Here is a 13,964-nt window from a genome sequence, read left to right as displayed (position 1 = left end):
CGCTGCTCTTTCTCGCAGGGGGGCGAACAGGGCCAACAAAAAGAGCGTGTTCGATCACGTCACCGGCCGGGCGGCAGGGTTGGCGGTGGCGCTCACGCGACGGTAACCCACCAGATACAATGACGCAATAACGACACGCAATCTTGCAAGAAAGCCACAGTTAGTCCGTTCGGCCGATCGTGCACGGTCCGGCGGTCGCAACCACTAGTTCGGGGCTTGGCCGAAGACCGGGGCCCGCGGGCATCGGCGGTGCCGACCGCCGACGCGTTCCTTGTGGACTGGCTGGGCGGCTCGCAGGTCCACGACGGTGACGAAGGGAGCTTTCCCGCTGCTTTCCTCTCACTTGCCGAGGGCCGCGGCGACGGCCGTGGCCGCCGGCACGCCGAGGTCGGTGAAGATGGCGAGGGCGCGTTGCCAATGGTCGCGTGCCTCGGCCGCCCGGCCAAGGTCGTGACAGGCATAGCCGAGACCGGCCTCGGCGCGAGCCTGCTCGTAGCGTGAACCTGTCGCCAAGGCGATGGCGAGGGCGTCCGTGTGGTGCCGGACGGCCTCGGCCGGGCTGCCGTTCGAGCGGCGGATTTCGGCCAGTCCGTTGAACACTCGCGCGGTGAGCCGGCGATTTCCGGTGACTTCGGCGGACTTCAAGGCTTCGTTGAGGTACTCGACGGCCCGGTCGTCCGCACCGAGACGACGGCTCACTGTGCCCAACTGATACCTGGCATCGCCTTCGACCAGGTGGCTGCCCAACGCCGTCGCGGCAGCCAACGCTTGGCGCAGGTAGTCGAGCGCTTCGTCGTAACGCCCGAGGTCCTCCGCCAGCCCGGCGAGGTGGCACAACGTGACCGCCTCAGCCATTCGATCGGCGGTTTCCTGAGTGATGGCAAGGGCTTGGTCGAGGCACCGCGCCGCTTGCCCGTAGTCGCCCAACTCCCGGTGGACATCCCCGAGATTGCTCAGGATGGCGGCCGAGAACGTGTAGTCGCCCAGCTCCCGCTGAATGTCCAGGGCCTGCTCATAGTGGCGCACCGCGTCGCGAAACCCGCTGGAAATCGCGTGCATGAGGCCGAGATTGTTCAACACGGCCACCAGCGGTGCCCGGTTCCCGGCCGATTCGTGCAACACCAACGCCCGTTCGAAGCAACGAGTCGCGCTGTCGTTCTGCCAGAGCCGCATATGGGTGATCCCGAGTCGCCTGAGTGCGACTCCCTGGGCGTCAGGATCGCCTTGCTGCTCCGCCACGGCGAGCGCGAGCGTGTGCAGGGTCAACGCGTCGTCGTTGTATCCGGCGTTGTCCAGATAGCGCCACAGGATCGGCGAGATCCGGGACGTGTAGTCGGACCGGCCGAGGTTCGCCGCCATGAGCAGGTTCACGCGTTCGGCGTCGAGCCACCGCAAAGCGTTGTCGTAGCTGGAGAACTCCGGCGTGGCAGCGGCTGGCGCGGAGACCTGCGGGCGGCCGGATTCATGGGGCGAGACCAGGTCCATCGCACGGCCGGCGGTGTACAGGTACCAGTCGAGTAGACGAGTCAGGGCGGCGTCCCGCCCGGTCTTGGGGTCCGTGGACTCCGCCAGTTCCGTGGCGTAGACCCGAAGCAGGTCGTGGAGCTGATAACGACCGCCTGACACTTCCTCCACGAGGTGAGCGCGCAGCAGGACGTCGAGCGATCGCCGGGTTTCCCGCAAACCCTTGGCCCCCATCACGGCAAGCGCGTCCGGTTCGGTGTCCTGGCCTGGCCCCAAGGCGAACAACCTGAACAGGAGGGCGGCGTCCGGCGGCAGGTGCCGGTACGACCAGGAGAACACCGCGCGGACCGCGGTCTGTTGATCGCCACCGGCATCGAACAGATCAAGCCTGCCTTGCTCGTCGGCGAGTTCGGCCACCAGATCGGCGACACCCCTGCCCCGTCGCGCTCTGATCAACTCGGCGGCGACCCGCAACGCCAACGGAAGGCGCGCACAGCGGTCGACCAGCACGGCAGTCGCTTCGGGATCGGCGTCCACCCGTTCGCCGATGACGGCACGCAACAGGGCGAACCCTTCCGCCGCCGCGAGCCGGCCAAGGTCGATCCGGCGGGCACCTTCGCGCGCCACGAGTCCAGCCAGGGAGTCCCTGCTGGTCACCAGCACCAAGCAGGACGGCGTCCCGGGCAACAGTGGACGCACCTGGTCGACAGTGTGGGCGTTGTCCAGGACGAGCAGCATCCGCTTGCCGGCCACGAGCGTGCGAAACCGGGCCGCCCGCTCCGCGAGGTCGGGCGGGATCCCGGTACCCGGCACACCGAGCGCCCGCAGGAACCCGGCCAGGGCCTCGTCCGGGGTCCCCGGCCGCTGCGGTCCGTAGCCACGCAGGTCGACGTACAACTGGCCGTCCGGGAACCGCTCGCGCATCCGATGTGCCCACCGCACCACCAACGTCGTCTTGCCCACCCCGGCCGTGCCGGCCACCGCCACGATCGGCGCGGAACCCGCCAGCACCAGATCGTCCAGTTCGGACAGTTCGGCGTCCCGGCCGACGAAGTCCCGGACGTGGTGCGGTAGCTGGGCGGGCGCCCGCTGCTCCGGCGCCGCGCCACCGAACGTGACGGGCTCGCCTGCCAGGATCCGCTGTTCGACCGCGCGCAGCTCGGGACCCGGTTCGAGACCGAGTTCGCCGATCATCGTGGCGCGGGCGTTGCGGTAGACCGCCAACGCCTCCGCCCGTCGCCCGCCTTGGTACAGCGCGATCATCAGCAACGCGTGCAACCGTTCCCGCATCGGATGCTCGCCAACCAGATCAGTCAGTTCCGGGACGACGGCGGCGTGCTGCCCGCGGGCCAACTCGGCCTGGTACAGCTCCTCGACGGCGGTCAGCCTGCGCTCGGTCAGCCGCCGCACCTCACCGGCGAGGATCGGCACGTCCAAGCCGTCGTACGGGTCAGCGCGCCACATGCCCAGCGCCTTGCGGATCAGGTCGGCACAGCGCCCCGGATCCTGGGTGGCGACCCCAATGGCTTCGCTGACCAGGCATTCGAACCGTTCGGCGTCGAGTTCGCCCGGCAGCACCCGCAGCCGGTAGCCGCCCGGACCGAACGACAGCCGACCGGGATCGTCCAACATCCGTCGCAACTTGTGCACGTGTAGCTGGAGCTTCTGGGTGGCCCGCGGGTCCGGCCTGCCATCCCACAACGCGTCCGTCAGCGCGTCGACCGAGACCGATCGGTTGGCGCACGAAAGCAGGACGCCGAGCAGGACGCGCTGCAGACGCCCACCCAGCGTCGCCTGCTGAGCGTCCAGCCGGACCGCCACCGGACCGAGAACCTCGAATTCCACCGTGATCACCTACCCCCGCGGACAGTGTGACTGTCGGAGAGCTGCCGGCGGGGCCGACCGGCAGTCGCGTCGGTCACTTCCGCTCCAACGCCGCCAGCCGCAGCTCAAGCTGGTCCACCCGGTGCCGGAGCAGGGTGACCTGGGCTTCCAGGCTGACTTCGCGTTCCGCCCTGCGCTGAATGCGCGGGGACGCCGCGGCGCGCTCGATCACCGCGTCCAGCTGGACCAGCCGCTGCGGCCCATTCGGGCCGTCCACCAGCCGGGACTTGATCTCGCCGTTGCGGTACCACGACCGCAGGGCCGAGCGGGACACGCCGGTCTCGGCTTCCGCCTTGGCCAGCGTGACCCAGGGTGTCTCGTCCAGCTGCTCGAACAGCTCCAGCTCGGTGCGCCAGCGCGCGAGCCGGTCCTCCCAGTCCGACGGTGTCTCCACCCACACCCTCCCATCACCACCGTGACCCTATCAATAGCAGTGTATTGACATGGTTGCCACCATGGAACCATGCCCTTCGAAAAGTTCACGGTGAAAGCCCGCCACGTGGTCGTCATGGCCCAGGAGGAGGCGAGGCTGCTCAAACACAGCCACATCGGCACGGAGCACATCCTGTTGGGGCTGTTCGACGCGCAGGACGGCGTGGCGGCGAAAGTCCTGCACCAGCTCGGGTACGACAAGGAGACGGCGCGGCTCGACGTCGCCGCGGCGGTCGAGCCCGGCACGGCGGAGCTGACCGGCCACATCCCGTTCACGCCACGCGCGAAGAAGACGCTGGAGCTGGCCCTGCGCGAGGCGACGCAGCTGCACCACAACTACATCGGTACCGAACACATCCTGCTCGCCCTGGTCAAGGACGATGAGAGCGTCGCCGCGAAGGTGCTTGCCGAGCGGATCACGCCGATCAGCAAGATCCGTGCCGCGGTGCTGGTGTCAGTGGCTGGACCGCAGGACGTCCCGGCGGCCAGCCCATGGCCGGCCGGCACACCCGCCACCGAGGACACCGTGGCCACCGCCAGCGCGCTGGCCGGTGGCGCCCCGGTCGGTAGCCATCACCTGCTTGAGGCGATGCTGCGGGCGGAGAACAGCATGGCGGCCAGGGTGCTGCGCGAACTCGGGGTCGACCCGGACGCGGTCGCCGACAAGATCGACGAACTGGATCCGGAGACGACCACGGACGCGAACCCGGAGGAGACCGCCGCGCGCAAGATGGAGATCCGGCTGGTCGACGGTGAGGTGCACCTGATCCTGCGGGACCCGGCAACGGTCGCGATCGCCAAGAAGGTCACCGACCTGGCTGACGGCGCGATCCACGGCGTCGGGCCGGTCGCCGGCATGTTCGTCCCGCTCTGGCGGTCGACCAACCAGCTGCTCCTGCAGCTGCAGCGGGTGCTGGAACCGGAACCCGAAGAAGCCGGCGGATCCGCCGCCAGCAAGGTGGCCAAGGTGGTACGCAAGGTGCTCGCGCCCCGGCTCCGGCGAGCCGGCTGATCGACCGACAGGCAGGCTGGCGATCACGGGCGTTCGGCGCGGGCTCCCGGGTCCGCGCCGCCCGTCCAGCCCGGCTCAGTCCTGGGGATCGGTCGGGGAGTCCCAGATCGAGCCGGTGAGCTCGGTCATCCACGGTTCGGCCGGCACCGCGTCGGGTCCGAGGACGCGCAGCGAGCCCAGGACGGTGAGCAGCATCCCGGTGGCGACGAAGTCGCGGGCCTGCTCGACCGTGACCCCGGTGAGTTCCTTGACCAGCCGGTAGATCCGGCCGAACCGGTCCCGCACGACCGCGCCGATCACCGGGTCGGAGCTGGCCGCGAAGCCGTGCAGCAGCATGCTCAGCAGTTCCCGCTCGGCCAGCAGCTGGTCGTAGGCCGAGCCGAGGCCGGCCAGGTCCGTGCCGGCGGCGCGGAAGGCCTCCTCGATCCGGTCGGTCGCGCGCTCCATCCCGGCGATGAACAGCTGTCGCTTGGATCCGAACAGCCGGATGACATACGGCTGCGAGACGTCGGCGAGCCGGGCCACGTCGTCGGTGGTGGTGCCCGCGTAGCCGGCGACGGAGAACGCCGTGATGGCCGCGGACACGAGCTGCTCGCTGCGCTCCGCGGCGGTCAGCCGGGTCCTGGTCATCGGATGGGCCTCCTGACGTGCGTTTCTTGACATGTTATCAGTCGATAACTAACTTCTGTAGTTATCAGTGAATAACAACTAAGGAGCTCGGATGACCGCCCTGGACGCCGCCCCGCCTCGCCTGGACTCGCCAGTCCGGCACCGATCACTGGCCGCGGTGCTCGTCGCGGTCGGCATCCCGATGTTCATGGTCACGCTGGACAACCTCGTGGTGACCACGGCGTTGCCGGTGATCAGGACCAAGTTGGGCGCCTCGCTGAGCGACCTGCAGTGGTTCGTCAACGCCTACACGCTGTCCTTCGCGGCGTTGCTGCTCACCGCGTCCTCCCTGGGAGACCGGCTTGGCCGCCGCCGGGTGTTCCTGGTCGGCATCGCCGTGTTCACCGCGGCCTCCGCGGCGTGCGCGCTGGCGACTGAGCCGTGGATGCTGACCACGGCCAGAGCGGTACAGGGCGTGGCCGGAGCGGCCGTGTTCCCGCTGTCGCTCACCCTCCTCGCCGCCGCCGTGCCCGCTCGGATGCGCAACGCCGCCGTCGGCATCTGGAGTGGGATCGGCGGACTCGGCGTCGCGGTCGGCCCGGTGGTCGGCGGCGCGGTGGCCGAGGGACTGGACTGGACCTGGATCTTCTGGCTGAACGTGCCGATCGGGCTGATCGCCGTGCCAGTGGCCGCGGCGGTGCTCCGCGAGTCGCGCGGCGGCGTGACCCGGCTGGACCCGCTGGGGCTGGTGCTGTCCGCCGCCGGCGTGCTGGCCCTGGTGTGGGGCGTCATCCACGGTTCGGAGCACGGCTGGACCTCGACCTCGGTGCTCGTCGCCCTGGCTGTGGGCGGCGTCCTCCTCGTCACGTTCGTCGTCTGGGAACGCAGGGCACCCGCGCCGATGCTGCCGCTACGGCTGTTCCGCGTCCGCGCCTTCTCCGTGGTCAACACGGTGACGCTCACGTTCAACGTCGGCGCGTTCGGCGCGGTGTTCCTGCTCGCCCAGTTCTTCCAGGTGGTGCAGGGCCTCAGCCCGCTGGACGCCGGCCTGCGCACCCTGCCGTGGACGATGGCGCCGATGGTGGTCGCGCCGCTGGCCGGGGTGCTGGTCGGCCGGGTCGGCGGGCGCGTCCTGATCGTCACCGGCCAGGTCCTACTGGCCGCCGGGCTCGGCTGGATCGCGCTGGTCACCACGGTGGACGTCGCGTACGCCGCGATGGTCGTGCCGCTGGTGCTCGCCGGTATCGGGATGGGCCTGACGTTCGCGCCGGTGAGTGCCGTGTCCTTGGCGAGCGTGCCGCAGCACGAGCACGGTGTCGCGTCCGGCACGAACAACACGGTTCGTGAGCTCGGCGTGGCCGTCGGTGTCGCCGTGCTCGCCTCGGTGTTCAGCGCGTACGGCGGTTACGGCGACCGGTCGGCGTTCGTGGCCGGGCTGGTGCCGGCACTCCAGGTCGGCGCGGCCATCATCGCCGTCGGCGGGGTGCTCGCCCTCTGGCTGGGGCGCACGCCAGGTCAGGTGTCGGCGCGCTGACCGTTGTCGGGTGCGAGGACGCCCAGGCCGAACAGGTCGACGACCTGGTTGATCAGCTGGTCGGCCTGGGCGACGTCCAGGTAGTCGTCGACGAACATCTGGGACAGGCCGTACACCAGTGCCTGCGCGGCGATTCTGATCAGTTCGGGATCGGCCTGCCGCAACTCGCCGCGCCGCTGCCCGGCGACGATCATTTCGATGACGCTGTCCGTGAAGGCGCGATGCCCCTGCTCCAGAGCGGGCGTGCGGTCCGCGCCGAACACGGCGCCGCGCAGCAGCGCGAACCGGTGCGGGTAGGCCAGCGCGTACCGCACGAACGCCGTACCCAGTGCCCTGAACGGGACCGAGTCGGCCGAGTTCACCGCCGCCAGCTGGATCTCGCCGAACTCCGCCGCGACCGCCTCGGTGACCGCGGCCAGCAGCGCGGCCCGGTCGGGGAAGTGCCGGAACGGCGCGGCGGGCGACACACCTGCCCGGCGGGCCACCTCCCGGACGACCACCGCCTCGGCGCCCGCCTCGTCCAACAGTTCGGTGGCGTGCGCGACCAGCGTCTCCGGCAGGGATCCGTGGTGATAGGGCCGGGTGTTCACGCCGCCAGTCGTACCACACCTTGACACCCGACCCGACAGCGGATGTAATCAGTGCTCACATCAATGTGTGCACTGATTACATTGGGGGTTGCCATGGATCTGCGGCGCGGTGGCTGGGCCCAGGAGGTCGACGCCGAGTTACACCCCAGCCAGGGGACCGTTCCGGAAGGCCTGGCCGGAACCCTGTACCGCAACGGCGCGGGCAACCACCTGTCCGACTACGGCATCGACGGAGACGGCTTGGTCAGCGCCGTGACGTTCACACCAGGCAAGCCGGTGCGCGTCCGGTCCCGCTACGTCCGGACGCCCTCCTACCGGGCGGCCCTCGATGCCCGCGATCCGGACGGCCCCCCGGTCCGCCTGGCCGGGGCCAACGCCGCCGGCGGTCGGCTGCGCAACGTGCTGCGCCTACCGGCCTCCCAGGCCAACACCTCCGTGACCATGATCGACGGCCGGCTGCTGGCGCTCTGGGAAGGCGACGAGCCGTGGCAGTTGGAGACCGGCACGCTCGACACCCTCGGCCGCTGCGACCTCGACCAGGCGCTGCGGCCGGCAGGCCCGCTCGGCAGCCGGTTGGGCCGGCCCTACTCGGCCCACCCGTGCTGGGACCCCGACACCGCGGAGCTGTGGAACTTCGGCTGCGTCTACGGTCCCCGTCCCCGGTTGGAGATCTATCGCAGCCGGCGGGGCGGGCCGACCGAGCATCTGCGGTCGATCAGGCTGCCCCGCCGGTACATGGTCCACGACTTCGCGATGACCGCCACACACCTGGTGTTCTGCCTCGGCCCGGTCATCGTCGACCTGGCCGCCGTGGCCTCCGGTCGCCTCGCGCCGTTCCAGGCGATGCAGTGGCACGGCGACGAGGCCACCCGCATCCTGCTCATCCCCCGCGCGGGCGGCCCGTTCCGCGTCGTCGAGGCCGACCCGTGGTTCCAGTGGCACTTCGCCGGCGCCTACGACGACGGCGACAACATCGTCTTCGATCTGGTCCGCTTCCGGTCCTGGACCGTCATGCACGAAGCCATCGCCAGCATGAGCCACCTCACCGACCCGGCCTGTTTCCCCATCGGCCGCCTCTGGCGCTACCGCGTCGACCCCGCCGGCAAGGTTGACTCCCACCAAGTCCACGGGCTGCCACTGGAATGGCCCACCATCGACCTTCGCCGCTCCACCACAGCCCACCGCGACGTCTACGGTGCCGCCGCAGGCAACGTCTCGGCAGGCCTGGCACTGACCGCAGTCGCTCGCTACGACACTGAGCGCGGCGAGGCCGACATCCACGACTTCGGCCCCGGCCACCTCGTCAGCGAGCCCGTCTTCGTCCCCCGCGATCCTGGCGTACTCGACGACCAAGGCTGGCTCATCGCCTACGAGAACGACTTCACCGCCGGCAGCACGAGCATCGTCATCTTCACCGCGCACTCCGTCGCCGACGGACCCGTCTGCACCCTCCCCGTCCCGGAAAGTCTCGGCTACACCTTCCACGGACAATGGATCCAGCAGTCCACGGATCACCTGCTCCGGACGCCGCTGACATAGCGCATGTCGCCCATGCGGATGTCGTCGTCCGTGAGGGGCGGAAGGTCGTTGGCGGCGAACAGGTCCCGGATGGTGATTCCGGTCAGCGCCCAGCCTCGGTCGGCCAGGTAGGGAGCCGCTTCGTTGCGCTCACCGAAATATCGCAGCCTCGTCATGTCGGTGTCGAAACTGTGCGCGCGCCAGTGTTCGGAGATGCGGTCCAGGCGTTTCTTCGTCCTGTCCTCGTCGCCCGGTCGCGGGTTGGGCCTGCTTTCGGTGGCTACCCGGCTGCCCGGCGCGCTGAGTTCGGTGATGGTGTCCAGCAGGCGGTCCTGCGCCTCGGGCGGCAGGTAGCCCAGCAGCCCCTCGGCGCTCCACGCGGCCGGCTGGGCCGGGTCGAACCCGGCGGTGCGCAGTGCGGCGGGCCAATCCTCGCGCAGATCGACCGCGACCACCTTCCGGTCGGCGGTGGGCGCGGCGCCCAACCCGGCCAGCGTGCGGGTCTTGAAGTCGATGACCTGCGGCTGGTCGAGCTCGTACACCACGGTCCCGGTCGGCCAGGGCAGCCGGTACGCGCGGGAATCCAGCCCCGAGGCCAGGATCACGGCCTGCGTGATGCCCGCGTTCGTCGCGTCGAGGAAGAACTCGTCGTAGAACTTGGTACGCACCTTGGCCACGTCGATCCACACCTGCTCGACCAAGTCGCCGGGGGGCACTTCGCCGGTCGCCAGCTGGGTGAGGAGGTCGACGCCGACCGCACGGACGAGCGGTTCGGCGAACGGGTCGTCGATGAGCGAACGATCCGCGCGGGTCGCTATCGCCCGGGCCGCCGCGGCCATGGTGGCGGTCGCGCCGACGCTGGACGCCACGTCCCAGGTGTCGCCGTCGTGCCTGGTGGAAGCCATGTGCTGCCTTGTCTTTCGGTGGACTTGGGTGGTGATTGTCCCGCTCGTGCAACCTGGCGCGGTGCCGCGGGCGTGATTACTGCGGTACCGAAAAGCAGGAGCCCGGAGGATCTATGACGGATCGGGACACCGCGTTCGCGGACTACTTCGCGAAGCGGTCCGATGCCTTGCGCCGCACCGCGTACCTGCTGTGCGGCGACTGGCATCGCGCTGAGGACCTCGTGCAGGTGACGTTCGCCAAGCTGTACCTGGCCTGGCGGCGGATCACCCGGCACGAGGCGCTCGACGGGTACGCCCGGCAGACCCTGGTCCGGACGTTCCTGTCCGAACGGCGCCTCGGCTGGTTCCGCAAGGAGAAGACCGGCGAGCAGCTCACCGACACACCGGTCAGCGACATCGGGCCGGAGGACCGGATGGTGCTGCTCGACGCGTTGACCCGGGTCCCGCCCGGCCAACGCGCCGTGCTCGTGCTGCGTTACTGGGAGGACCTGTCGGTCGAGCAGACCGCGGCCCTCCTGAAATGTTCGACCGGGACGGTGAAAAGCCAGGCCGCGCGGGGGCTGCAGACGCTGCGCGACCTGCTCACCACCGTCGAGTCACCTGTGCCTTTCGACCGAAAGAGGACTGCCCGATGAACGAGCAGGAACTGTGTGACGGCCTGCGCGACGTGATGGTGGCCAGCAGCCCCCCGCCGTCGATGAACCCCAACTCGGCGCTTGACGCCGCCCGCCGCGCCCACCGGCGCCGCCGCGCCACCTGGGCCGGCATCGGCGCCGGCGCCACAGTGATCGCGGTCGCCACCACCGTGGTGCTCGCCCTGAGCCCTGGCGAGGGCCAATCCCTGCAGGTCGCCGCCCCACCACCGTCGGCCAGCCAGGACACCAAGACGTCCTGGCCGAACGGGCAGACCGACCGCACCGCCCGCAACGGGCCCCGCGCCGAACGCGGCAACGTGGTGCACGACGCGCTCGTCGCCGCACTGCCCGACACCCTGGCCCTCGACACGCGCGCCACCGCCCAACAGTCCGGCGGCAGTGATCCGCTGCCGCTCGCGCACACCCAGGCAGCGTTCGACGGCAAGCACGGCAACGTGGAGGTGTGGCGGTACACCGTCGACGTCGCGGTCGTGCGCAAGGCCGCCCCGAATGCCGGCACCGGGAAGGTGTACGTCGAAGTCCTCACCCCGGGCAACGACGCTGACACCGACCTGTGCCAGGCCGCCACCGAGTGGTGGACCAACAAAGGCGCCTGCACCCTGAACACCGTGCAGGGCAAGCAGATCGGCGTCGTGCGTGACTCGCCCGACGACCGGATCTCGCAGGTCGTGGCCTACCGATACCCGGACGGCACGCTCGTCGTGGCCGCGCAGAACACGAAGGTCTCGCACACCACACTGCCCGGCCTGGGCGACAACCCGATGACCATCGAGCAGTTGTCCGCGCTGGCGCTCAACCCAGCGTTCAAACTCGACTGACGGCTCATCCAGCGGCGGTCACCAGGCTGGGGTCATGCCGCGCAGGTGCGTGGCGCTGGGCGGGTCGAGTTGGTTGCCCAGCCACGACGCGCGTTGCCGGTGCTCGTCGGCAGCCGGGTCACGCAGCTCGTCGCAGGCCAGCGCGAGCTCGTTGAGCACCCGCGCCTGCGAGTACCGGTCGTCGACCGCGACCAGCAGGGCGTTGGCGCGCCACAGGCAGTCGTGGGCCGTCTCCGGCCGGCCCAGCCGCCGGTGCGCCAAGCCCTGCCCGAGCCGGGCGCGCCCCTCCGCCCAGTGGTTGCCGACACCGTTCAGCAGGTCGGCCGCGTCCGTGTAAGCGTTCAGGGCCTCGGACCACAGGCCCAGTTCGGCCTGTAGCTGGCCGATACACATCAGGGTGAACGCGCTGCCGGTGGCGCCGAGCACGGCATCTGGCCCCGCCCCGGCCCCGCGGTAGTACGCCAGGTTGGCCCGCTGCACGTCGAGCGCCTGCTCGGCCCGGCCCTGCGCGGCCAACGCGGCGGCCAGCCCGCCGCGGGCGACGGCCACGCCCAGCTCGCAGTCCGTCTCCCGGAAGCCGGCGATCGCCCGGTGGCTGTGGTCGACGGCACCGTCCGGGTCACCCATGTTGATCATGAGTCCGGCGGTGTGGAAGTCCACCCACGCCTCGTCCCAGCCGCGCCGCCGCTCCACGGCCGGGGTGGAGGCGCGCAGCCACGGCCGGCCCAGCCGGTAGTAGAGCGTCCAGCCGAGGAACGTCAGCAACACGGCGTCGTCGTGCCCGTACGCGATGGTCCGGCACGTGCTCAGCGCGTACTCGAAGGCCTGGTGCACATCCATCGGCGGGGTGCCCGCGTTGGCGTACCAGCACAGCGCGCGGGCGATCGCGGCGATGTCCTCGGGCCGGCGCAGGCTGGTCACGTCCCGGATGGCCGGGATCCAGCTGCCCAGCTCCGCCTCCAGCCACGCCTCGGCCTCGGTGGCGGTCCGGAACGGCACCGGCTCGCTGTCGTCCGCGGCGGCCGGCCGGCGGGCGTCGAGCAGCTGCCCGGCCCGGCTCGCGGTGCGCAGCATCCAGCCGTTGAGCCGGGCGGCAGCCGCCTCCCGCTCGGCCGCGAGCTCCTCTTCGGCCAGCCGCTCCCCGGCGAACGCGCGGGTCAGCGCGTGGAACCGGTACCTCCCGCCGCCGGCCGCGGGGTGCAGCAGGCTGGCGTCGACCAACAGCTCGACGGTCTGCTCGGCGTGCGACTCGTCCACCTCGCCGAGCACCGCGGCCAGCGGCACGGTGAAGTCCGGCCCCGGGACCAGCGCCAGCCGGCGAAACGCCTCGCGGGTGCGCTGGTCGAGCTGGCGGTACGACAGCTCGAACGCGGCGCGCACCTGCACGTCGCCCGCGGTCAGCATGCTCAGCCGGCGCTGCTGGTCGCTGAGCCGGCCGGCCAGGTGCCGCACGGTCCACTCCGGCCGGCTGGCCAGCCGGTTGCTGGCGACCCGCAAGGCCAGCGGCAGGTACCCGCACAACGCGGCGATCTCCCTGGCCGCCTGCTGCTCCGCGGCCACCCGCGGCGCACCGACGACGCGGGTCAGCAGGGCGACCGCGTGGTCCGGTTCGAGCACGTCGAGCACCATCCGGTGGGCGGCGTCCAGCCCGGCCAGCGCCTGACGGCTGGTGACCAGGGTCAGGCTGCCGGGCGCGCCGGGCAGCAGCGGGCGCACCTGTGCCTCGCTGGCGGCGTCGTCCAGCACGACCAGCACGCGCCGGTGTCGCACCAGCGACCGGTACCGCGCGACGCGCTCGTCGTAGGTGGACGGCAGTTCGGCGTCGGGCACCCCGAGCAGCCGCAGCAGGCGGCCGAGGCCATGGTCGGGGTCCAGCGGCTCGTCGACCCCGTGCAGGTCCAAGTGCAGCATGCCGTCCGGGAACAGCGCGCCGAGCCGGCCGGCCGCCACACCGGCCAGGCTGCTCTTGCCGACCCCGGGCAGCCCGGAGATGGCCGCCATCGCGCCGGCCGGCAGCTCGGCGCTGATCGCCTGCTCGGCGAGCCGGCGCAGGCACGCCAGCTCGGTGTCCCGGCCGACCAGGTCGCACCCGTCGGCCGGCGGTGGGAACCACGGTTCGGGCCGGCGCGGGCTGCGCCGCCGGCCCCGCCGCGCGGTGTCCACGAACCCCTCGCGGTCCTGACCCGCCAGCCGCAGGGCGTCGGCCAGCGCCTCGACCGAGCGCTGCTGTGGCCCACGGGCCCGGCCGCGCTCGATGTCGCTGATCGCCCGCACGCTCAGCTGAGCCGCGGCGGCGAGTTCCTCCTGGGTGAGCTCCGCCGTGCGCCGGTGGCGCAGCACCAGTGCCCCGAACGAGCCATTGCCATCGTTGTCATCCGGCCCCCCGAACATCGTGTCCCCTTAGGCTGTCAGGTCCGACGCCTCCGTCCCCCAGGGGCGCCGCGTCACATAGCGTCACGATCGGACCTGGTCGTTGCGTCGCGGGAGGGACCGCAATACTTAAATGGACTAGCGCGTGGTCCACCCACCGTAACGACAGCGA

Annotated in this window: 11 protein-coding genes; 5 read left to right on the top strand and 6 right to left on the bottom strand. The window is 70.9% G+C overall.

The window, feature by feature from the left end; all coding sequences use genetic code 11:
* Nucleotides 1-339 precede the first annotated feature (339 nt).
* Together EV192_RS32675 and EV192_RS32670 are read right to left on the bottom strand one after the other, a co-directional pair.
* On the bottom strand, nucleotides 340-3,309 hold the full coding sequence (locus EV192_RS32675; RefSeq protein ID WP_165960742.1) for an AfsR/SARP family transcriptional regulator: 2,970 nt from the start codon (nucleotides 3,307-3,309) through the stop codon (nucleotides 340-342).
* Between the two features lie 73 nt (nucleotides 3,310-3,382).
* Nucleotides 3,383-3,742, bottom strand: coding sequence for an excisionase (locus EV192_RS32670; protein WP_132122309.1), 360 nt, complete (start codon nucleotides 3,740-3,742; stop codon nucleotides 3,383-3,385).
* A 69-nt stretch (nucleotides 3,743-3,811) separates the two neighbouring features.
* On the opposite strand from EV192_RS32670, the gene EV192_RS32665 reads away from it, so the two are divergent.
* Complete coding sequence (locus tag EV192_RS32665; RefSeq protein ID WP_132122307.1) at nucleotides 3,812-4,792, top strand: Clp protease N-terminal domain-containing protein; 981 nt, start codon at nucleotides 3,812-3,814, stop codon at nucleotides 4,790-4,792.
* A gap of 75 nt (nucleotides 4,793-4,867) precedes the next feature.
* Here the strand turns inward: EV192_RS32665 and EV192_RS32660 are convergent, their stop codons facing one another.
* Nucleotides 4,868-5,422, bottom strand: coding sequence for a TetR/AcrR family transcriptional regulator (locus EV192_RS32660; RefSeq protein WP_132122305.1), 555 nt, complete (start codon nucleotides 5,420-5,422; stop codon nucleotides 4,868-4,870).
* 91 nt (nucleotides 5,423-5,513) lie between these two features.
* On the opposite strand from EV192_RS32660, the gene EV192_RS32655 reads away from it, so the two are divergent.
* Nucleotides 5,514-6,935: a DHA2 family efflux MFS transporter permease subunit gene (locus tag EV192_RS32655; RefSeq protein WP_132122303.1), complete on the top strand. Its 1,422-nt coding sequence runs from the start codon at nucleotides 5,514-5,516 to the stop codon at nucleotides 6,933-6,935.
* Here EV192_RS32655 and EV192_RS32650 read toward each other — a convergent pair.
* Nucleotides 6,917-7,525, bottom strand: coding sequence for a TetR/AcrR family transcriptional regulator (locus EV192_RS32650; RefSeq protein WP_132122301.1), 609 nt, complete (start codon nucleotides 7,523-7,525; stop codon nucleotides 6,917-6,919). The genes EV192_RS32655 and EV192_RS32650 overlap by 19 nt on opposite strands.
* A gap of 93 nt (nucleotides 7,526-7,618) precedes the next feature.
* Between EV192_RS32650 and EV192_RS32645 the strand changes: the two genes are divergently transcribed.
* A complete protein-coding gene (locus tag EV192_RS32645; RefSeq protein ID WP_165960741.1) occupies nucleotides 7,619-9,064 on the top strand; it encodes a carotenoid oxygenase family protein in 1,446 nt (481 codons plus the stop codon).
* Here the strand turns inward: EV192_RS32645 and EV192_RS32640 are convergent.
* Nucleotides 9,037-9,948: an SAM-dependent methyltransferase gene (locus EV192_RS32640; protein WP_132122297.1), complete on the bottom strand. Its 912-nt coding sequence runs from the start codon at nucleotides 9,946-9,948 to the stop codon at nucleotides 9,037-9,039. The genes EV192_RS32645 and EV192_RS32640 overlap by 28 nt on opposite strands.
* Nucleotides 9,949-10,061: 113 nt before the next feature.
* Between EV192_RS32640 and EV192_RS32635 the strand changes: the two genes are divergently transcribed.
* Both EV192_RS32635 and EV192_RS32630 read left to right on the top strand, forming a co-directional pair.
* Entirely contained in the window at nucleotides 10,062-10,583 is a 522-nt protein-coding gene (locus tag EV192_RS32635) for a SigE family RNA polymerase sigma factor (RefSeq protein WP_132122295.1), read from the top strand.
* The gene (locus tag EV192_RS32630) at nucleotides 10,580-11,422 is read left to right on the top strand and encodes a hypothetical protein (protein ID WP_132122293.1); all 843 of its coding nucleotides are present in this window, start codon (nucleotides 10,580-10,582) and stop codon (nucleotides 11,420-11,422) included. Before EV192_RS32635 ends, EV192_RS32630 begins: the two co-directional genes overlap by 4 nt.
* A gap of 18 nt (nucleotides 11,423-11,440) precedes the next feature.
* Here the strand turns inward: EV192_RS32630 and EV192_RS32625 are convergent, their stop codons facing one another.
* Nucleotides 11,441-13,813, bottom strand: coding sequence for an ATP-binding protein (locus EV192_RS32625; protein WP_132122291.1), 2,373 nt, complete (start codon nucleotides 13,811-13,813; stop codon nucleotides 11,441-11,443).
* Nucleotides 13,814-13,964: the final 151 nt, after the last annotated feature.

This window comes from Actinocrispum wychmicini (assembly GCF_004345645.1).
In the GTDB taxonomy this organism is placed as follows: Bacteria; Actinomycetota; Actinomycetes; order Mycobacteriales; family Pseudonocardiaceae; genus Kibdelosporangium; species Kibdelosporangium wychmicini.
Note: the sequence above shows the minus strand (reverse complement) of the source record. Positions and strands in the feature narration are given on the sequence as shown.

Coding starts and splice junctions, on each gene's coding strand:
- EV192_RS32665 (WP_132122307.1), top strand. CDS start 3,812: ATGCCCTTCGAAAAGTTCACGGTGAAAGCCCGCCACGTGGTCGTCATG.
- EV192_RS32660 (WP_132122305.1), bottom strand. CDS start 5,422: ATGACCAGGACCCGGCTGACCGCCGCGGAGCGCAGCGAGCAGCTCGTG.
- EV192_RS32655 (WP_132122303.1), top strand. CDS start 5,514: ATGACCGCCCTGGACGCCGCCCCGCCTCGCCTGGACTCGCCAGTCCGG.
- EV192_RS32645 (WP_165960741.1), top strand. CDS start 7,619: ATGGATCTGCGGCGCGGTGGCTGGGCCCAGGAGGTCGACGCCGAGTTA.
- EV192_RS32640 (WP_132122297.1), bottom strand. CDS start 9,948: ATGGCTTCCACCAGGCACGACGGCGACACCTGGGACGTGGCGTCCAGC.
- EV192_RS32635 (WP_132122295.1), top strand. CDS start 10,062: ATGACGGATCGGGACACCGCGTTCGCGGACTACTTCGCGAAGCGGTCC.
- EV192_RS32630 (WP_132122293.1), top strand. CDS start 10,580: ATGAACGAGCAGGAACTGTGTGACGGCCTGCGCGACGTGATGGTGGCC.
- EV192_RS32625 (WP_132122291.1), bottom strand. CDS start 13,813: ATGTTCGGGGGGCCGGATGACAACGATGGCAATGGCTCGTTCGGGGCA.